The following is a 19,155-nucleotide window of genomic DNA, read 5'->3' on the forward strand; positions in this document are numbered from 1 at the left end:
CATGGCCCTGCATCTCATCAAGCTGTCGGTTGGAACGGAAAGCGTCGACGATCTCGACGGCTGGATCCGCCACCGCCTTGCCCAGGCAAAGGCCTCCGGCCTTGGCGAAAAATACTGGCATACGACGCGCATGGTACCCCGCCGGCTCGAGGAGATCCTCGACGGCGGATCGATCTACTGGGTGATCAAGGGCGTCGTCCAGTGCCGCCAGCGCATCCGGGATATCGAGACGTTCCAGTCGGAAGACGGCGTGCAGCGATGCCGGATCGTCCTTGACCCGGTCCTGGTGCGGACGCGGCCGGTACCGAAGCGGCCCTTCCAGGGCTGGCGCTACCTGAAGCCCGCGGATGCTCCCGCCGACCTGTCGGGCAATGACGACGGAACCCTGCCGGCCGAACTGGAAATGGAACTGTCGGAACTCGGCCTGCTCTAGGCGCAGCCGGCCGCGTCCGGCGCCCTGCAAACGGCGTGCATGAAACCATGCCCGTTTACCAAAGCTGCGCCTTTGCCGTCTTTCGCAGCGTCAACCCTTGCATTCGATACCCTTGCAGCGCAATCTTGAGCGGTGGGGTGTATGGGGCTGGGGAGCACGTATGATGTTGATGTCGGGGTCCGGTGAACCACCGGCGAGGCCATCACGGGAAACAGCCCATGTGATCGTCTGCGGGAATGAAAAGGGCGGGTCGGGGAAATCCACGACCGCGGTTCATCTCGCGATTGCGCTCCTGAAAATGGGGCACCGTGTCGCCACGGTCGATCTCGACGGGCGCCAGCTCTCCATGACCCGCTACCTGGAAAACCGCCGGCGGTGGGCGGCGGCCAGCGGCAACCAGCTGGAAATCCCGCAGCATTTCCACGTGCCGCCGGTGCGGCGCAATTCCGTGGGGGAAGCGGAGCGGTCCGAGTTCAAGGCGCTGATGGAAGGCCTGGCGGAGATCGAATACCGTCATGATTTCATCGTCATCGACACGCCCGGGTCCGACACCTATCTCAACCGGCTCGCCCACCGCATCTGCGATACGCTTGTCACGCCGCTCAATGACAGTCTCGTTGACTTCGACGTGCTGGCCCGCGTCGACGCGGTGTCGAACGAGGTCATCGAAATCTCGCAATATGCGGAGTCCGTTCGCGACGCACGGCGGGAACGGCGCAATGCCGACAATGCGATGCTGGACTGGGTGGTCGTTCGCAACCGCATGGCGTTCATCAATTCGCGCAACGAGACCAAGGTCGATGCGTGCCTGCGCAAGCTATCCGCGCAACTCGGCTTCCGGATCTCCGACGGCATTTCGGAGCGGGTCATTTTCCGCGAGTTCTTCCCCGTTGGCCTGACGGCCCTGGATGAACTGGAAGACCGGGTGCTGGGGACGCGGCCGACGCTGTCGCACCTGGCCGCGCGGCAGGAAATCCGCCGTCTCGTGCAGACGCTGCGTCTGCCGATCGGCGAGGACGGGCGGCGGCGGGCTGACGTGCGCCGGCAGTTCATGGAAAAGGCCGACGTTCCGATCGCCTTGCCGGATATCTTCGCCGACTAGGGGAATTCCGCTTTTCGCTTCATATTGCCCCAAGGCGCCATCCTGTTGGCGGAAGGTGATCCCGGACGCGCAAGCTGCCTTGGCAGCCCGCGTCAGCCTGCCTTGTAGGAATAGCGGACGGCGAGGCCGCCACGGGTGTCATGCACCGTGAGCCGGATGGCGACAGCCGGGCGGGACTGGCGCATGGCTCTGGCGCCGTGGCTGACGAGAAGCCCGACAAGATCGCGGGTGCGCAGGCGGCCGGCCTTGCGCTGGCTGGCAATGGCGTCGCGAGCGGTGCTCAGGACGCTTGCCGGACTTGCAACCGTTTCGGGCTTCTCGGGTGGCCGAGACACATGATCATGATGTGCCATTCGTCTTCTCCAGATTACGCGATACACAGCCCCGGAGACACAGGGGCGAAACTTGGCGGACAACCGGCAGGAGGCCGGGTGCCCGCGACTTTGGACGTTACTGCTCGGTGGCGTAGCAGTTGATGTTGCGGCGCTTGAGGGCCGAACAGGCCTTCCAGGCGGCGTCCTTGCCGGAAAACCCGCCGAAGCGCGCGCGGTAATAGAGCGTGCCGCCCTTCTCGAAGGTCGTGGTGAAACCCTCTGCGCTGGCCAGGACCGAACCGGACCGTCCCTTGACGCTCTGGAGGAATTCCACGGCTTCGTCACGCGAGGGCAGGGACGCGACCTGGACAACCCAGCCATCGCGTGCCGGGATGGCGGCGGTGCGAACCGGATCGACCAGCGGGGTCGAGGAGGCGGCGACGACTTTCCTGGTCGAAGCCACCGTGACAGGGTTTCGCGAAGGAACCGGGACGTCGGTCTTGGGCAGGGCCTGCGCCGCGGCAACGCGGATGTTGGCGCTGCGCGACTTCGCGACAAGCTGGCCGCGGTCGCGTGTCGAGGCCTTTGGCAGGTAGGCGGCGATCAGCTTGCGCATCTGGGCATTGCGGCTGGCACCGGTGCGCCCGCCCATCACGACAGCGACGATGGAGCGCTTTCCCTTGCGTACCGAGGTGACGAGGTTGAAGCCCGATGCCCGGGTGTAGCCGGTCTTGATGCCATCGACGCCGCGAACCTTGCCGAGCAGGCGGTTGTGGTTGCGATAACGGCGCTTGCCGTAGGTGAAGACGCGGGTCGAGAAATAATCGTAATACTGCGGAAAGTGCTCGCGCAGGGCGATGCCGAGGCGGGCCATGTCACGCGCGGTGACGACCTGGCGCGGGTTCGGCAGACCGTGCGGATTGCGGAACACCGAGCGGGACATGCCGAGCGACCGCGCCTTGGCGGTCATGATGCGCCCGAAACCTTCCTCCGAACCGCCGAAGTACTCGCCGAGCGCGGACGCGACATCATTGGCCGACTTGGTGACCAGCGCGAGGATCGCCGCCTCGACAGTGATCGTCTGTCCCGCGCGGAGACCGAGCTTCGACGGAGGCCTGCCGGCGGCATAGGCCGACACCGGAATGCGGGTCGACTTGGTGATCTTGCCGCTCTTGAGCGCCTCGAAGACGATGTACAGCGTCATCATCTTGGTCAGCGACGCGGGATAGCGCAGCGAATCGGCATTGGATTCGTAGAGGGTCTTGCCGGTGTTGGCGTCGATGACGATGCCGGCATACTTCGACCGGGCATGGCCGGGGGCGGCGCTGGCCAGAAGGCTGGCAGCGGCCAGGCCGGCTACGAGGGCAAGGGAGGATTTTCGGGCGAGGGAGGAAACGGATGCGAAGAAAGCACGCAAGATTGCACCTGACTGGTTTGTGGGTTCCCTGTCTGAGACGGCCTCGGCCGCCCGAACGACGTGACGCCATTCTGATCCGTCAGCGTTACCAATCCGTTTATGGTAAGCAGTCCGTGAACGGGTTTAGTCGATTTTTCTTTTATGTTGACTTAATCAATAATGGAAATGAATGGCGCCCTGCCTCCTTTGATTGCAGGAGACCGCTTGACATTTTGTGCAATGCACATCATTTTATATGCATCGCAACAACCGCATCCCACATAACGGAAGGCGTGCCCCATGATGAAGAATTTCGAGGACATGAACACCGCGTCGAAGGAAATGATGGACAACGGACTGAAGTCCTTTGCCTCCGTTTCCAAGGCTTTCCAGGCGATCGCCACGGAATCCGCCGAATTCGCCAAGAAGTCCATGGAAATGGGCTCGGGCTATTTCGAGAAGCTGTCCGGCGTTAAGTCGATGGACAAGGCGATCGAGCTGCAGACCGAGTACTCCAAGACCGCCTACGAGGCCTTCGTGGCCCAGGCCACCAAGATGGGCGATCTCTACGCCGACCTTGCGAAGGAAGCCTACAAGCCCTTCGAATCGGCCATGCCGAAGGCCAAGTAAGCGGCATCATCTACGTCCGACACCTGTTCAGACGGCCCCGTCGCGCGGAGCGGCGGGGCCGTTTGCTTTGCTGACGCGAAAATCGCTGGTGATTGTGACCGGCCCGACGCGCAAATGTTCACGGTGGGCCTGCCGGTGGCCCTTGCAAGGTGCCGGGCAGGCCTTACAATCCGGTTCGGGAAAACTACATGACAGTCATGTGGCAAGACAGAAAGAGCCGGGCCCGAAAGGTTATGATGAGGATATCGGAAAGGCACTCGGTCACGATGCAATCGGAAGACGGCGAGGGTGGCGGTCCGGGCAAGGGCACTTCCGTCATCACGCGCACCAAGCCGAAGACGAAGAAACCCAGTCTGTACCGCGTTTTGCTGCTCAACGACGATTACACGCCCATGGAGTTCGTCATCCACGTGCTGGAGCGATTTTTCTTCAAGGATCGCGAAAGCGCCACACGGATCATGCTCCATGTTCACAATCACGGTGTGGGCGAATGTGGCGTCTACACCTACGAGGTGGCGGAGACCAAGGTCAGTCAAGTGATGGACTTCGCCCGCCAGCACCAGCATCCATTGCAATGCGTAATGGAGAAAAAGTGAGGTTTTCATGCCGGCTTTCTCGCAAAGCCTCGAAAGAGCGCTGCACCAGGCACTGACATTTGCCAACGAGCGGCACCATGAATACGCGACGCTGGAACATCTGCTTCTCGCGCTGCTGGAAGATCAGGATGCCGCGGCGGTGATGCGGGCCTGCAATGTCGACCTCGACGAATTGCGGCGCACGATCACCCACTATCTGGATACCGAACTCGACAACCTGGTGACCGGATACGACGAGGATTCCAAGCCGACCGCAGGCTTCCAGCGCGTGATCCAGCGCGCGGTGATCCACGTCCAGTCGTCGGGCCGCGAGGAAGTCTCCGGCGCCAACGTGCTCGTCGCCATCTTCGCGGAGCGCGAGAGCCATGCCGCCTATTTCCTGCAGGAGCAGGAGATGACGCGCTACGACGCGGTCAACTACATCTCGCACGGCATTGCCAAGCGCCCCGGCGCGACACAGAGCCGTCCGCCGCGGGGTGCCGAGGAAGAGCAGAGCAATCCGGCGCCCGGCAACAGCGAAGAGGAAAGCAGCGCCAAGAAGAAGCAGCAGGATGCCCTGAGCGCCTATTGCGTCAACCTCAACGACAAGGCCCGCGCGGGCAAGATCGACCCGCTGATCGGCCGTGCCTCGGAAATCAACCGGACGATCCAGGTGCTGTGCCGGCGTTCCAAGAACAACCCGCTCTACGTCGGTGATCCGGGCGTCGGCAAGACGGCGATCGCCGAGGGCCTGGCCAAGCGGATCGTCGAGAACGAAGTGCCGGAAGTGCTCAAGGATTCGACGATCTTCTCGCTCGACATGGGAACGCTGCTGGCCGGCACGCGCTACCGCGGCGACTTCGAGGAGCGCCTGAAGCAGGTGGTCAAGGAACTGGAGAATTTCCCGGGCGCGATCCTGTTCATCGACGAGATCCATACGGTGATCGGCGCCGGTGCCACTTCCGGCGGGGCGATGGACGCATCGAACCTGCTCAAGCCGGCGCTGTCGTCCGGCGCGATCCGCTGCATCGGCTCGACGACCTACAAGGAATACCGCCAGTTCTTCGAGAAGGACCGGGCGCTGGTCCGCCGGTTCCAGAAGATCGACGTCAACGAGCCGACGCTGGAAGACGCCATCGAGATCATGCGCGGGTTGAAGCCCTATTTCGAGGAGTTCCACAAGGTCAAGTTCACCAATGACGCCATCAAGGCGGCGGTGGAACTGTCGGCGCGCTACATCTCCGACCGGAAGCTGCCGGACAAGGCGATCGACGTGATCGACGAGACCGGTGCCTCGCAGATGCTGCTGCCGGTGTCCAAGCGGCGCAAGCAGATCGGCGTCAAGGAGATCGAGGAAACCATCGCGACGATGGCGCGCATTCCGCCGAAATCGGTGTCCGCGGATGACGAGGCCGTGCTGGCGGGGCTTGAAAGCAAGCTCAAGACCACGGTCTACGGCCAGGACCTGGCAATCGAGGCGCTGGCCTCCTCCATCAAGCTGGCGCGCGCCGGCCTGCGGGAGCCCGACAAGCCGATCGGCTGCTACCTGTTCTCCGGCCCCACGGGCGTCGGCAAGACCGAGGTGGCCAAGCAGCTTGCCTCGTCGCTGGGCGTGGAACTGCTTCGCTTCGACATGTCGGAATACATGGAGCGGCACACGGTCTCGCGTCTCATCGGGGCGCCTCCCGGCTATGTCGGCTTCGACCAGGGCGGCCTGCTGACGGACGGTATCGACCAGCATCCGCATTGCGTGCTGCTGCTCGACGAGATCGAGAAGGCCCATCCGGACCTGTTCAACATCCTGTTGCAGGTGATGGACCACGGCAAGCTGACAGACCACAACGGCAAGAAGATCGATTTCCGCAACGTCATCCTGATCATGACGACCAATGCGGGTGCCTCCGACATGGCCAAGTCCGCCATCGGCTTTGGCTCGTCGAAGCGCGAAGGCGACGACATGGAGGCGATCAACAAGCTGTTCACGCCGGAATTCCGCAACCGTCTCGACGCGATCATCCCGTTCGGCTCGCTGCCGGTGCCGGTGATCCACAAGGTGGTGCAGAAGTTCGTGATGCAGCTCGAAGCCCAGTTGTCGGAGCGCGGCGTCACCTTCGACCTGACGCCGGAAGCCATCGAGTGGCTGGCTGACCGGGGCTACGACGAACGCATGGGGGCGCGGCCGCTCGGCCGGGTCATCCAGGAGCACATCAAGAAGCCGCTGGCGGAAGAGGTGCTGTTCGGCAAGCTCAAGAAGGGCGGCACGGTCCGCGTTTCGGTGGAAGAAAAGGACGAGGGCAAGACTGGCCTGAAGCTGGAATCGATCGCCGACGACGTGCCGGTCCGGCCGAAGAAGGAAGACCCGGAAGGCAAGCCGAAGGCGGCCAGGAAGCCGAAGGCCGCGAAGAAGCCGCGGACCAAGGCGGCCAAGCCCGACAGCGACGACAAGTCCGGGCCGGCCTCCAAGCCCGGCCGCCGCTCGGGCGTGCCTCAGGTGCCGCGCAAGAGCTGATCGCGCCATCGCGCCGAAACGAACGGGCCGCCACCGCGCGGCCCGTTTGCTTTTCCGGGCCCCATCGCGGACGGCGCAGCCGGATGGACAAGCCATTTTGATCCGGCGGGAAAGCTATTCTCCATCGCAAAGTCCGTGCGGCGGTGCTATGCGCGGATCATGACATCCTCCTATTCCCCGGAGACGCTGGAAACCGGCGACCCTTCGCAGCCCGGCCCGCGCTGGTTCCTGCGCGGCGTGCGCACCGCCATCTCGCTGCCGGGCCTGCTGTTGTGCGGCGCGTTCATCGGCTTCGCGGCGATTGCCCGCGACACGGGGCTGACCCTGGTCGAGGCGGTCTTCATGACAGCGATCATCTGGGCGCTGCCGGCGCAGATCGTGCTGCTGGGGGCCATGGCCTCCGGGGCCTCGCTGCCCGCCGCTGCCATCGCCGTCACGCTGACATCGGTCCGGCTGATGCCGATGGTGGTGAGCATCGTCCCGGAGATGCGAGCCAGGGGGACGCGGCCATGGGTGCTCTACCTGCTGTCGCATTTCGTGGCGGTGACATCCTGGGTGCTCGCGATGGACCGTTTCCGCCACGTCCCGCGCGACCGGCGGACGGCCTTCTACGGCGGCATCGGCGCGACGCTCGTGTCGGGCATGCTGCTGGTGCTGGCCGTTGTCTACGGCACGGCCGCCGTGCTGCCGCCGATGCTGGCCGCCGGCCTGGTCTTCCTCACGCCATCCTATTTCCTGTTCTCGCTGTGGAGTTCGGCGCGCGAGCGGGCGAGCCATGCGGCCATGCTGGCCGGGATGGTGCTCGGGCCGCTGCTGCATCCGCTGCTGCCGGGCTTCGATCTCCTGGCCGCCGGGATCATCGCCGGTCTTGGCGCCTTCGGCCTGCACCTGGCGTCGGAACGACGGGGGCAGGGCGGATGACGGTTCTTCATGGCGATGTGGCCTGGTGGTGGCCCTACGTGTTCATCGTGCTGGCGGGCTGGCTGCCGACCGACGTTTGGCGCTGGGCCGGCGTGGCGCTCGGCGGGCGGCTCGACGAAACGTCGCGCTGGATGGTGCTGGTGCGCTGCGTCGCAACCGCGCTCGTGGCCGCGGTCATCGGCAACCTGGTCGTCTATCCGCAAGGGCCGCTCGGCGATCTGCCGGTCGCCCTGCGGATCGGGGCCCTGGCGGCGGGGTTCGCCGCCTATCTCCTGGCCGGCAAGCGGATGATCGCCGGGATCCTGACCGCGGAAGCCGCGCTGTTTGCCGGAGTGCTTCTTTCCGGGGCTTAACGTCCCTCTAACCGCGCCGGGTTATGGTCCGCCTGACAAAGGTGTTGAGGTGGCCATGAAGGCAACAGATATCCAGACCATGATCAAGGTTGGCGTGATCGTGCTGATCGGCGCGGTGGATGCCGTCTGGATCAGCCTGAGCGATTTCACGATCCGCTTCGCCGATCTCGCCATGGCGGGCACTCTCATCGTCGCGCTCTTTGCTCTCAGCCAGTTCTACCGCCATGTCCGGCGGGACGAATCCTTCTACAAGGTGTGCGAGGAAACCGCGCTCCTGATCGCCTTCTCGCTGGTTGCCGCCGTGCTCAGCTACCTGGCGACATCGCTCGACAATCCGCTCATCGACCAGGACCTGCTGGCAATCGACGCCACGCTCGGTTTCGACTGGCTCGGCTATGTCGGCGTGGTGAACGCCCATCCCTGGCTCGGCATGCTTTCGTCGGCGGTCTATGTCACGACGCTGGCCCAGGTGACCGGGGTCGTGGTCTGGATGAGCATGACGGGACGCGTGGCCGACACGCAGCATTTCATGACGGCGGTCATGCTCGGTGCGTTGCTGTGCATCGGCATTTCCGCCATCCTACCCGCCGCTGGCGCCCTGGGCACGCTGCGGCCGTCTGCCGACTTCGTCATGGCCAACGCGCCAACGGTCGACCTTGCCTACAAGCAGACCTTCTTCGACCTGCGCAGCGGGGCCTTGCGCGTGATCGACCTTGCCGACCTGAAGGGGCTGATCGCGTTTCCCTCCTACCACGGTACGCTTTCGGCGCTGGTGGCCTTCGCCTTCCTGTCGCTGCGGCGCTTCGCGCTGCCCGCCATCGTTCTCAACGGCTGCGTGCTGCTGGCGACGCCCATCGACGGCGGGCACCACATGATCGACGTGATCGGCGGTGTCGCGACAGCGGCCTTTGCCTGGTACCTGGCGCGCCGCTACGCCGCGTGGACGGAGCGGCTTTGCCGCAACCGCATGCAGGACAGCGGCACCTTCGCGCAGCCGGCGCGCGCCCAGGCGTGACGCGACAATGACAACAACGCCGGCAGCGGCGGACGGGATGGACAGGGGATCGATCATGGACGGATATCAGGCGGTGGCCCGCGAAGGGCAACGGACATCATCCTTCGCGGTGGAACTCGTCGCCCAGATGTGGCGCGACCGTCTCGGCTATGCCATTGCCCTGACTGCCCTCTACGTCGCCTTTCTCGTCGGTCCGCTGGTCAATGCCAAGCCCGACGTCACGCTGGTTCTCAGTTTCCTCAGCGACATCGGAATCTATGCACTGCTGCTGCTGTCGCTTGCCGCGGGCGTCATGCTGCTGCGGCTCGGGCTGGTCCACCACAGCCAGTCGCCGGCGCGCGACCTGGCCGCCATGGTCGGGCGATTTGCCATCGCCAACGGCCGCGGGCCGGCACTGATCAGTGCGATCTTCGTCCAGATGGGGTTCTCGATCGCCTTCGCGGTGCTGAAGGCGGCCATTGCCCTGCTGCGGCCGTTCACCTTTGACCGCGCCTTCTCCGACATGGACCGGTTTCTCCATTTCGGCGTCCTGCCGCATGACTGGCTGCTGCCGCTATTCGGCAGCCCGACGGCCATCCTTGGTCTCAACGTGGCCTATCACGTCTGGTTCGGGCTGCTGCTTACCAGCTTCTTCGCCACCGGCATGATGACCGGGCGGCTGGCCGTGGTGCGCATGCAATACATGCTGGCCTTCCTGATGCTCTGGTTCTTCGGCGGCTTCGTGATCGCGACGCTGCTGTCGTCTGCCGGGCCCGCCTTTTTCGAGCGGATCGGTGCGGGGGCCGACTATGCCCCGCTGATGGCCCATCTGCAGGCGGTCAACGCGGTGGTGCCGGTCTGGGCACTGCACGGCCACGAGGCGCTGTGGGACGGTTTTGTCGGCCTGCGCGACGGGTTCGCCGGCATCTCGGCCATGCCGTCGATGCATATCGGCACGGCCACGCTGTTCGCACTCGCCGGAAACGCCGTGAACCGGCGGCTTGGTTATGTTCTCTGGGCCTATGCCGGCGTGATCATGGTCGGGTCGGTCGTGCTCGCCTGGCACTATGCCGTGGACGGCTATGCGGCCGCCCTGCTGGCCATCGGCTTGTGGAAGCTGGCCGGCCGGATCGCCCGGCGCATGGCCGACCGGGCGTCCTGAGACCCGGGCCCGGTCACATCCCGGACAGGGCCTGACGGATCTTTTCGGCGTTGGCGGCGAGCACGCCCTGGTCTTCCATGTCGCCGGTATGCGGCTTCAGCCTGACGCCGTCGAAGCGCGGAATCACGTGGACATGCAGGTGGAAAACCACCTGGCCGCCGGCCGGTTCGTTGAACTGCTGGATGGTGACGCCATCGGCGCCGAAGGCCGCGACGACGGCGCGGGCCAGCTTCTGCACCGTCCGGCCGACGGCGGCATAGCTGGCAGGATCGACGTCGAGGATGTTGCGCGCCGGCTGCTTCGGGATCACCAGGCAATGACCGTCGCCGCGCGGCATGATGTCCATGAAGGCGAAAGTCTCGTCGTCCTCGTAGAGCTTGTGCGAGGGGATCTCGCCGCGCAGGATCTTCGCGAAGACGTTGTCATTGTCATAGGCAGCGGACATGGAACCCTCTCGTCATGTGTCTTCCTGCCGACCGTCTTCGGCCATGGCCCGGTGCAAGTCAATGTGCAAGTCGGCCGGCCGGGCGACGGCTGCCGCGTCAGTCGGTTTCGCCGTGACCGGACTTGCGGAACGGGCCGTGCCGGGTGAGCATTTCGCCGAAGCTTTCCACGTCATCGCGCTCGCGCTCGAGGTAGTCGGCGATGGCGTTGCGCAGGCCGGGATGCTCGATCCAGTGGACGGAATGGGTGGTGACGGGGAGATAGCCCCGGGCCAGCTTGTGTTCGCCCTGCGCGCCGGCCTCGACGGTGGAAAGGCCGCGCGCAATGGCGAAATCGATAGCCTGATGGTAGCAGACCTCGAAATGCAGGTAGGGGTGATCCTCGATGCAGCCCCAGTGGCGGCCGTAGAGGGTGTCGGCGCCGATGAAATTGATCGCCCCGGCGATGTAGCGGCCCTCGCGCCTGGCCATGACCAGCAGGATGTCGTCGGCCATGCGTTCGCCGATCAGGGAGAAAAACTGCCGGTTCAGGTAGGGCCGGCCCCACTTGCGGCTCCCGGTATCCATGTAGAAGGCGTGGAAATCGTCCCAGACGCGTTCGGTCAGGTCACGCCCGGTCAGCCAGTCGATTTCAATGCCGTTTTCGAGCGCGGTACGCCGTTCCTTCCTCAGCGCCTTGCGCTTGCGCGAGGCGAGCGTATCGAGAAAATCCTCGTAGCCGGCGTAGCCGGGATTGGCGAAATGGAACTGCTGGTCGATCCGGTGCAGGAAACCGCGCGATTCCATCAGCATCGCCTCGTCTTCCGGCGCGAAGGTGACATGGGCCGACGAGACGCCGAGCTGGCCGGTGAACGCCTTCAACCCGTCCGCCAGGGCCAGCTGGACGGAAGGCCGGATCTCCCCGGGCGGGGCGAGCAGGCGCGGGCCGGTGGCCGGCGTGAAGGGCACCGACACCTGCAGCTTGGGATAATAGCGCCCGCCGGCGCGCTCGAAGGCGTCGGCCCAGCCGTGGTCGAAGACGTACTCACCCTGGCTGTGGGACTTGAGGTAGCAGGGTGCCGCGCCGATGAGGCGCCCGTCCGGGGTTTCGAGGCAAAGATGCTGCGGCAGCCACCCGGCGTCGCGGCCGACGCAGCCGGCCTCTTCCAGGGCGGAGAGAAAGGCATGGGACAGGAACGGGTTGTAGATGCCGTGACCGTCCCGGCCGGTGCCGGCAAGGCCTTGCCACTCGTTCCGGTCGAACGCGCTCATCCCCGCGGTCACGCGCAGGGTCACGTCTTGCTGGGAGGTCGGATCAGCCCCGGTCATGGCTCAAACATATCGCGGTCGGTGCGGGCGGCAAGCGCCTGGACATCAGGTCGCAGTGGCGCTGGCCGGCTGGAAGCCCTCGAAGGTCATCTGGTCGGCGAATTGCTCCGACCTCGCGACCTGCTCGGGAGTGCGGACGGTCCACGAGATGACCGGGCGGTTGAGCGCCCGGCGCATGACGCGGATGAACGGATTGTCGAGCTGGTCCACGTAAAAGGACGTGAAATCAATTTCATATGCGAGCATGCTAAAATGCTGCTCAAGCTGGTCGTGCCGGACCCCCATGGCCGTGAGGCCTGCGGGAATGCCCGGCGCCTCGCTCCGGAACCGGCGGATCAGCCAGTGATCGAACGACATGATGGCAGCGGGGCCGCCATAGCCGGCAAGCCGCGCGGCCACGGCGGAGACGAGGCCATCGTCGTGGCCTTCGACACCTTTCAATTCGATCACCAGGGGCACGCGGCCCGCCACGCGGGCCAGCATGGCATCGAGCGTCGGCACGTGGTCCGACGTGGTGCCGACCGTCATGGCCGTCATGGCGGCGGCGTCGGTTTCATGGACCAGGCCCTCGCGGCCTGCGAGGCGCTTGAGGTCGTGGTCATGGAAGACGACCGGAATGCCGTCGCGGGTCAGGTGGACATCGCATTCGATGGCGAAACCGCCGGCGACAGCCGCGTCGAAAGCGGGTTGCGTGTTTTCCCAGACATCGCGGTTGCCGTCATGAAGGCCGCGGTGGGCAATGGGCCGCGCGGTCAACCAGTCGCGAAACGCATCCATGGATCAGGCGACCTCGATGATGGCTTCGATCTCGACCGGGGCGTTCAGGGGCAGCGCGGCCATGCCGACGGCGGAGCGGGCGTGACGGCCGGAATCACCAAGTGCTGCGACCAGAAGGTCGGACGCGCCGTTGGCCACCAGGTGCTGCTCGGTGAATGCAGGGTCGGAGGCGACGAAAACGCTGATCTTCACGATCCTGGAAATCCGGTCGAGAGAACCGAGCGCCTGACGGGCCTGGGCGAGGATGTTGATCGCGCACCACCTGGCGGCTTCCGCCCCGGTCGCGGTGTCGAGGTCGCGGCCCAGCAGGCCGGTCGCCATCAGCTTGCCCTCCTTCAAGGGCAGTTGCCCGGCCGTGAACAGCAGGGAGCCGGATTGCATGAAGGGCACGTAGTTGGCGGCCGGCGCGGCCGGCGAGGGCAGATCGATGCCCATGGCGGCGAGGCGCTGTTCAGCGGTATCTCCCATGATCGGCTTTTCCTTTTTGTGAAGGACTGGAATAGTAGAAATGTTGCAGAGTCGCGCTGGCGGTCATGAAAACGCCAAAGCGCGGCAGCACACGTCGAAAGTCATGCCACGGCGCCGCGCCGGGGCGCAAGTGCAGGGATCATTCATGCGCGTTTCCTTGATCGCCACCCTCCTTCTCGCCGCCAGCCAGACGCCAGCCCTGAGCACGCCGCAACTGGCGCCGCACAGGGCCGTCTACGATCTCAGCCTGATCGATGCCTCCGACCGGTCCGGCATCTCGGGGGTCAGCGGGCGCATGGTCTACGAGTTCAACGGTTCGCCCTGTGACGGCTACACGGTCAGTTTCCGGTCCGTCACACAGTTCCAGACGTCGGAGAACAACAAGCTCATCGACCAGCAGGTGGCCACCTACGAAAACCCGAGGGAAGACCTGTTCACCTTCGTCACCAAGTCCTTCGTCGACGAGAAGCTCGACAAGGAGGTGAAAGGGACGGCGCATGGCAGCGCGGACGGGGTGGAAGTGGAACTGCAGAAGCCGGACGAGGGAACCGTGCGCCTGTCGCAGGCCCTGTTTCCGGCCGAGCACATGATCGACCTGCTGGAGCGGGCGCGAAAGGGCCAGCACTTCTACGAAACCTCCATCTTCGACGGGACGGAAGGGGCCGACAAGGTGCTGACGACGACGGTCGTGATCGGATCGCGCAAGGAGGCGTCGGGCGACGACGAGGAGCGCAAGGCGGCCGGTTCGCTCGCCGACCAGGCCTACTGGCCGGTCTCGATCGCCTATTACGACGATCCGCAACCCGACACCGATGCCACGCCGATCTACCGTATCGGCTTCAAGCTCTACGACAGCGGAATTTCGCGTGGTTTCGACACCGACTACGGGGATTTCCGGCTCAAGGGGAAGCTGGTCAACCTGGAAATGCTCGACGCGCCCGTCTGCAAGTAGGCCGGGCGCGGCAAGCCTGTATCACAGCGCTCCGGCCGCTTCCGCGCGCGCGAGGATCCTTTCGGCACGCCGCAGGTGCGGCCGGTCGTACATCTTGCCATCGATCCCGACGACGCCAGGCTGTCCCGCCGCCTCGAAAGCGTCGATGACCTTGCGCGATTCCGCGATCGATTCAGCAGATGGCGTGAAGACGCGGTTGATCACGTCGACCTGGGCAGGGTGAATCGCCATCTTGGCCGTGAATCCGTCGCGTTCGGCCTCGATGCATTCGCGCTCGAAGCCCGCCATGTCCGAGAAGGCCGGGAAGACCGTGTCGACGGCGGCCGTGCCTGCGGCATGGGCCGCCAGCAGCGTGACGGCGCGCGCCAGGCGGAACGGATCGGTGTAGACGCCCGATTCGGTCCGGTTGGACCGCGCGCCGATATCCGCCGACAGGTCTTCTGCCCCCCACGTGAGGCCCGCGAGACGCGGCAGGCCGGCGGCATAGGTGTGCGCCTGGAGCACGGCCGCCGCGGTTTCGGTGATGATCGGGAGCAGGGCGGTCGATCGCGGTTCGAGGCCGTGGGCAGTCTCGCGTTCGATCAGCATGGCGTCGAGCGTCATCACGTCCGCCGCGCTGGCGCATTTGGGAAGCATGATGCCGGCGGGCCGGCCGGTCATCACGGCATCGAGATCGTCGGCGGTCATGCCGGTGTCCAGCGCGTTGACGCGGACGAAGAGGCGGTCGCCATGGGTCTTTCCGTTGGCCGAAAGCGTTTCGGCGGTCAGCGACCGGGCTTCCGGCTTGGCCGCCAGGGCGACGGAATCCTCCAGGTCGATCAACAGGATGTCGGCGGCCGACGCGAGGCCCTTCTCCAGCTTGCGCGGGCTGTCGCCCGGAACGAAAAGAAGCGAACGCATGATCTCATTCCTCCGCGGGACGCTTGCGCATCATTGCCTGGCGGACGCAGCGCGCGACAAGGACGTTGTCCTGGTTATAGGCGCGATGCTCAAACTCGACGATCCCGCGATCCGTGCGCGACTTCGATTCGCGGATGCTGCGCACCTCCGTCTCGACGCGAATCGTGTCGCCATGAAAGACCGGGTGGGGAAAGACGGTGTCGGTCATGCCCAGGTTGCCGATCGTCGTGCCGAGCGTGGTGTCGTGCACGGAAATGCCGATCACCAGGCCGAGCGTGAACAGAGAATTGACCAGCGGCTTGCCCCATTCGCTCTTCGCCGCGAAATCGAAATCGATGTGCAGCGGCTGCGGATTGAGCGTCATGACCGAGAAAAGCATGTTGTCGCTTTCCGTGACCGACTTGGTCAACGGATGGCGTATGACCTGTCCGACCTGAAATTCCTCGAGCCACAATCCGGCCATCGGCATCCTCCCTCGCTGATCCGGCCTATTGATAGGACAGCCCGGCGATGGCGGGCAAGTGCCGGAAAATCATGGTGAACGCTTCGTAAACCATTTCTCCGTAGCGTAGCTTATCAAGTGGTCAGTGGTGTTGGTGGCGGTGTCCCATGATTGTTCAGAAATTCCTGAAGTGGATTGATACGGCGAATGTTTCGGAGCGCGTCGCCGCTGCGAGCGCTCTCTCGCGGGCCTACCTTCAGTCCGACATGGATTTCGAACACCGCTGCGCCGCCGAATCGGCGCTCACGCTGCTGCTCGACGATCCGTCGCCGAAGGTCCGCGCGGCCATGGCCGAAACGCTCTCGATGTCGCCGGCGGCGCCGCCCCAGGTGATCGCAACGCTGTCTGCCGACCAGCCGGAAGTGGCCGCCATGGTGCTGGTTCGCTCGCCGCTGCTCAGCGACGTGGACCTGATCGACCGGTGTGCCGACGGATGCGGCAAGGTTCAGCGGCTGATCGCCATGCGCGGCACGCTCTCCACCACGATCTGCGCCGTGCTGGCCGAGATCGGCGAGAACGACGCGGTGATCGAACTGCTGGGCAACGAGGGTGCTGAGATCGCCGCCATCTCGCTGGCGCGAATCGCCGAACGGCTTGGCCATGAGGCGGCGGTGCGCAAGGCACTGCTCGCCCACGCGGGCCTGCCGGCCCAGGTGCGCCACCAGTTGCTGGTGAAGGTGGGCGAGGCCCTGTCGGAATCGCCGCTCGTGCGCGGTCTCATCGGGCAGGCGCGGGCATCGCGCATCGTCAAGGACGCCTGCGTGAAGGCGTCCATCAGCCTGATCGACACGACGCCGGCCCATGAAACACCTGCCCTGGTGGAACACCTTCGGCTCAAGGGCGACCTGACCACGGCCTTCATCGTCCGGGCGGTGGCCCACGGCAAGATCGACTTCTTCGGCGCCATCCTCTGCTCGCTGTCCGGTCTCACCGAAAAACGCATTGCCGGCCTGCTCAGCCACGGCCGCGACAATGCGCTGCGGGCGCTGTTCCGCGATTGCGGGCTGGCCGAACCGTCCCATGCGGTGATCCTGCGGGCGCTCGGTATCTGGCGTGAGGTGGCACTTGGCAAGCGGGTGACCGGCGTGCAGGAAGTGACCTGGCTGATGCTCAAGGAACTGGGCGGGACGCCGGGATCCGGAACGCCGCGGCGCGCGGAGAACGACGACCTGATCGCGCTCCTGAAGTCGATCCATCTCGACCAGTTGCGCCTCAACGCGCGCGGTCACGCTCTGTCCATCGCGGCGGCCTGAGCCGGCGCCCTGCCGGGCAGGGTGTCCAGCGTCCGGTCAGACGTCGAGCATGTCGGCGTCGGCGAAGGCGGCATTTTCCTGGATGAAGCGGAAGCGGGCTTCCGGCTTGGTGCCCATGAGGTCGTCCACGGCGGACTTGATGCCGTCGGCATCCGACAGCATCTCGACGCGCAACAGGGTCCGCTTGCGCGGATCCATGGTGGTTTCCTTGAGCTGGCTTGCCATCATCTCGCCGAGGCCCTTGAAGCGGCCGATCTCGACCTTTGACCGCCCGGAGAACTCCGTCTTCAGCAGTTCGTCCTTGTGCGCGTCGTCGCGCGCATACATGGTCTTGCCGCCCTGGGTGAGCTTGTAGAGCGGCGGGACGGCCATGTAGAGGTGGCCGTTGCGGATCAGGTCCGTCATTTCCTGGTAGAAGAAGGTGATGAGCAGCGAGGCAATGTGCGCTCCGTCGACGTCCGCGTCGGTCATGATGATCACGCGGTCGTAGCGCAGGTCGTCCTCGCGGTACTTCGACCGCGTGCCGCAGCCGAGCGCCTGCACAAGGTCCTGGATGAGCTGCGAGGATGCCAGCTTGTCGCGTCCGGCGCTGGCGACGTTGAGGATCTTGCCGCGCAGCGGAAGGACGGCCTGGGTGGCCCTGTCGCGGGCCTGCTTGGCGGAGCCGCCGGCCGAATCGCCCTCGACGATGAAGAGTTCGGCGCCGGCGGCCGCGTTCTGCGTACAGTCGGCGAGCTTGCCGGGCAGGCGCAGCTTGCGCACCGCCGACTTGCGGCTGACTTCCTTTTCCTGGCGGCGGCGCATGCGCTCGTCGGCACGCTGGATCACCCAGTCGAGCAGGTTGGATGCCTGCTGCGGGCTGGCGGCGAGCCAGTGGTCGAAGGCGTCGCGCACCGCGTTCTCGACGATGCGGTGGGCTTCGGCCGTGGCCAGCTTGTCCTTGGTCTGACCGACGAATTCCGGCTCGCGGATGAACACCGACATCATTCCGGCGGCCGAGATCATCACGTCGTCGTTGCTGATGATGGAGGCGCGCTTGACGCCGGTCAGGTCCGCGTAGGCCTTCAGCCCCTTGGTCAGCGCGGCGCGCAGGCCGGCCTCGTGGGTGCCGCCTTCCGGCGTCGGGACCGTGTTGCAGTAGGAATTGACGAAGCCGTCGCCACCGTACCACGTGACGGCCCATTCGACGGAGCCGTGACCGCTCTGCTTCTCGCTCTTGCCGGCGAAGACCTCGCGGGTGACCTGGTGCTCCTTGCCGAGGCTGGCGACGAGAAAGTCCTTCAGCCCGCCGGGGAAATGGAAGACGGCCTTCGCCTCGACCTCGCCCTTGCCATCGACCAGTTCCGGCGCGCAGGACCAGCGGATCTCGACGCCGCCGAAGAGGTAGGCCTTGGAGCGGGCCATCTTGAACAGGCGCGCCGGATCGAACCGTGCCGCCTTGCCGAAGATGTCCGGGTCGGGATGGAAGCGGACGCGGGTGCCGCGCCGGTTGTGAACCTCGCCCAGTTCTTCCAGCCCGCCTTGCGGATGACCGCGCGAGAACCGCTGGCGGTAGAGCTTGCGGCCGCGGGCAACCTCGACCTCGAGGCTGTCAGACAGGGCATTGACGACCGATACGCCGACGCCGTGCAGGCCGCCGGAGGTTTCGTAGACCTTGGAATCGAACTTTCCGCCGGCGTGCAGCGTGGTCATGATGACCTCGAGCGCCGACTTGTCCTTGAACTTGGGATGCGGGTCGACGGGAATGCCGCGGCCGTTGTCGGTCACGGTCAGGAAGCCGTCGGCATCGAGTTCGACCTCGATGAAGGTGGCGTGGCCGGCCACGGCCTCGTCCATCGAGTTGTCGATCACCTCGGCGAAGAGGTGGTGATAGGCCTTGTCGTCGGTGCCGCCGATGTACATGCCCGGGCGGCGGCGAACCGGCTCCAGCCCCTCGAGGACCTCGATGTCAGACGCGGAATAGTCGTCGCCTGTCTCGGTCGGCTTCGGCGCAGCGCGACGGCGCGGCGGCTCGGCCGGACTGGCAGCCGGCGCCGGACGGGTTTCACCCAGGGTCGAGAAGAGGTCGTTGCTGTCGTCCATCAGTGTCCTGAAGCGGGAAATCGAATCACGAGCCATCATGGCACAACCGGCCAGCGCTTAGCGATGCCGGACCGCCGCTTT

Annotated in this window: 20 protein-coding genes; 11 read left to right on the plus strand and 9 right to left on the minus strand. The window is 65.2% G+C overall.

Annotated features, from left to right (window positions below):
• Position 1: 1 nt before the first annotated feature.
• Both CSC94_RS21270 and CSC94_RS21275 read left to right on the plus strand, forming a co-directional pair.
• A complete protein-coding gene (locus tag CSC94_RS21270) occupies positions 2-433 on the plus strand; it encodes a DUF1489 family protein (protein WP_099308393.1) in 432 nt (143 codons plus the stop codon).
• 169 nt (positions 434-602) lie between these two features.
• Positions 603-1,535, plus strand: coding sequence for a division plane positioning ATPase MipZ (locus CSC94_RS21275; protein WP_099308430.1), 933 nt, complete (start codon positions 603-605; stop codon positions 1,533-1,535).
• 92 nt (positions 1,536-1,627) lie between these two features.
• On the opposite strand, the gene CSC94_RS21280 is transcribed toward CSC94_RS21275, so the two are convergent.
• Together CSC94_RS21280 and CSC94_RS21285 are read right to left on the minus strand one after the other, a co-directional pair.
• Positions 1,628-1,888 (minus strand): hypothetical protein, encoded by a 261-nt coding sequence (locus CSC94_RS21280; RefSeq protein WP_099308394.1) that lies wholly within the window; start codon positions 1,886-1,888, stop codon positions 1,628-1,630.
• A 97-nt stretch (positions 1,889-1,985) separates the two neighbouring features.
• Positions 1,986-3,269: a D-alanyl-D-alanine carboxypeptidase gene (locus CSC94_RS21285; protein WP_099308395.1), complete on the minus strand. Its 1,284-nt coding sequence runs from the start codon at positions 3,267-3,269 to the stop codon at positions 1,986-1,988.
• 276 nt (positions 3,270-3,545) lie between these two features.
• Between CSC94_RS21285 and CSC94_RS21290 the strand changes: the two genes are divergently transcribed.
• From CSC94_RS21290 to CSC94_RS21320, 7 genes are all read left to right on the plus strand, one after another.
• Entirely contained in the window at positions 3,546-3,875 is a 330-nt protein-coding gene (locus CSC94_RS21290; RefSeq protein WP_099308396.1) for a phasin family protein, read from the plus strand.
• Positions 3,876-4,141: 266 nt separating this feature from the next.
• On the plus strand, positions 4,142-4,471 hold the full coding sequence (gene clpS, locus CSC94_RS21295; protein ID WP_114647870.1) for an ATP-dependent Clp protease adapter ClpS: 330 nt from the start codon (positions 4,142-4,144) through the stop codon (positions 4,469-4,471).
• 7 nt (positions 4,472-4,478) lie between these two features.
• Positions 4,479-6,959 (plus strand): ATP-dependent Clp protease ATP-binding subunit ClpA, encoded by a 2,481-nt coding sequence (clpA, locus tag CSC94_RS21300; protein ID WP_099308397.1) that lies wholly within the window; start codon positions 4,479-4,481, stop codon positions 6,957-6,959.
• A gap of 159 nt (positions 6,960-7,118) precedes the next feature.
• The gene (locus tag CSC94_RS21305; RefSeq protein WP_099308432.1) at positions 7,119-7,880 is read left to right on the plus strand and encodes an AzlC family ABC transporter permease; all 762 of its coding nucleotides are present in this window, start codon (positions 7,119-7,121) and stop codon (positions 7,878-7,880) included.
• Complete coding sequence (locus tag CSC94_RS21310) at positions 7,877-8,233, plus strand: AzlD domain-containing protein (RefSeq protein WP_099308398.1); 357 nt, start codon at positions 7,877-7,879, stop codon at positions 8,231-8,233. Before CSC94_RS21305 ends, CSC94_RS21310 begins: the two co-directional genes overlap by 4 nt.
• Positions 8,234-8,288: 55 nt before the next feature.
• Entirely contained in the window at positions 8,289-9,248 is a 960-nt protein-coding gene (locus CSC94_RS21315) for a phosphatase PAP2 family protein (RefSeq protein ID WP_099308399.1), read from the plus strand.
• Positions 9,249-9,303: 55 nt separating this feature from the next.
• Positions 9,304-10,389: a phosphatase PAP2 family protein gene (locus tag CSC94_RS21320; protein ID WP_165784545.1), complete on the plus strand. Its 1,086-nt coding sequence runs from the start codon at positions 9,304-9,306 to the stop codon at positions 10,387-10,389.
• A 13-nt stretch (positions 10,390-10,402) separates the two neighbouring features.
• On the opposite strand, the gene CSC94_RS21325 is transcribed toward CSC94_RS21320, so the two are convergent.
• The 4 genes from CSC94_RS21325 to CSC94_RS21340 form a co-directional block, all read right to left on the minus strand.
• Positions 10,403-10,834 carry an HIT family protein gene (locus CSC94_RS21325; protein ID WP_099308401.1) on the minus strand — a complete coding sequence of 144 codons (432 nt, stop codon included), beginning with the start codon at positions 10,832-10,834 and terminating at the stop codon, positions 10,403-10,405.
• Positions 10,835-10,931: 97 nt separating this feature from the next.
• Positions 10,932-12,083: a GNAT family N-acetyltransferase gene (locus CSC94_RS21330; protein ID WP_205853385.1), complete on the minus strand. Its 1,152-nt coding sequence runs from the start codon at positions 12,081-12,083 to the stop codon at positions 10,932-10,934.
• 102 nt (positions 12,084-12,185) lie between these two features.
• Positions 12,186-12,917: a glycerophosphodiester phosphodiesterase gene (locus CSC94_RS21335; RefSeq protein ID WP_099308403.1), complete on the minus strand. Its 732-nt coding sequence runs from the start codon at positions 12,915-12,917 to the stop codon at positions 12,186-12,188.
• A gap of 3 nt (positions 12,918-12,920) precedes the next feature.
• Entirely contained in the window at positions 12,921-13,385 is a 465-nt protein-coding gene (locus CSC94_RS21340; RefSeq protein WP_099308404.1) for a RidA family protein, read from the minus strand.
• A gap of 103 nt (positions 13,386-13,488) precedes the next feature.
• Here CSC94_RS21340 and CSC94_RS21345 point away from each other — a divergent pair, with 103 nt between their 5' ends.
• Positions 13,489-14,337, plus strand: a complete 849-nt coding sequence (locus CSC94_RS21345) for a cell envelope integrity EipB family protein (protein WP_425356539.1) — start codon at positions 13,489-13,491, stop codon at positions 14,335-14,337.
• A gap of 21 nt (positions 14,338-14,358) precedes the next feature.
• On the opposite strand, the gene CSC94_RS21350 is transcribed toward CSC94_RS21345, so the two are convergent.
• Together CSC94_RS21350 and CSC94_RS21355 are read right to left on the minus strand one after the other, a co-directional pair.
• Complete coding sequence (locus CSC94_RS21350; RefSeq protein ID WP_099308405.1) at positions 14,359-15,237, minus strand: HpcH/HpaI aldolase/citrate lyase family protein; 879 nt, start codon at positions 15,235-15,237, stop codon at positions 14,359-14,361.
• A gap of 4 nt (positions 15,238-15,241) precedes the next feature.
• Positions 15,242-15,700, minus strand: a complete 459-nt coding sequence (locus tag CSC94_RS21355; RefSeq protein ID WP_099308406.1) for a MaoC family dehydratase — start codon at positions 15,698-15,700, stop codon at positions 15,242-15,244.
• A 146-nt stretch (positions 15,701-15,846) separates the two neighbouring features.
• Here CSC94_RS21355 and CSC94_RS21360 point away from each other — a divergent pair, with 146 nt between their 5' ends.
• Entirely contained in the window at positions 15,847-16,992 is a 1,146-nt protein-coding gene (locus CSC94_RS21360; RefSeq protein ID WP_099308407.1) for a DUF2336 domain-containing protein, read from the plus strand.
• A gap of 36 nt (positions 16,993-17,028) precedes the next feature.
• Here the strand turns inward: CSC94_RS21360 and parE are convergent, their stop codons facing one another.
• Positions 17,029-19,074 (minus strand): DNA topoisomerase IV subunit B, encoded by a 2,046-nt coding sequence (gene parE, locus CSC94_RS21365; protein WP_099308408.1) that lies wholly within the window; start codon positions 19,072-19,074, stop codon positions 17,029-17,031.
• Positions 19,075-19,155 lie beyond the last annotated feature (81 nt).

The organism is Zhengella mangrovi, from assembly GCF_002727065.1.
GTDB classification, from domain to species: Bacteria; Pseudomonadota; Alphaproteobacteria; order Rhizobiales; family Rhizobiaceae; genus Zhengella; species Zhengella mangrovi.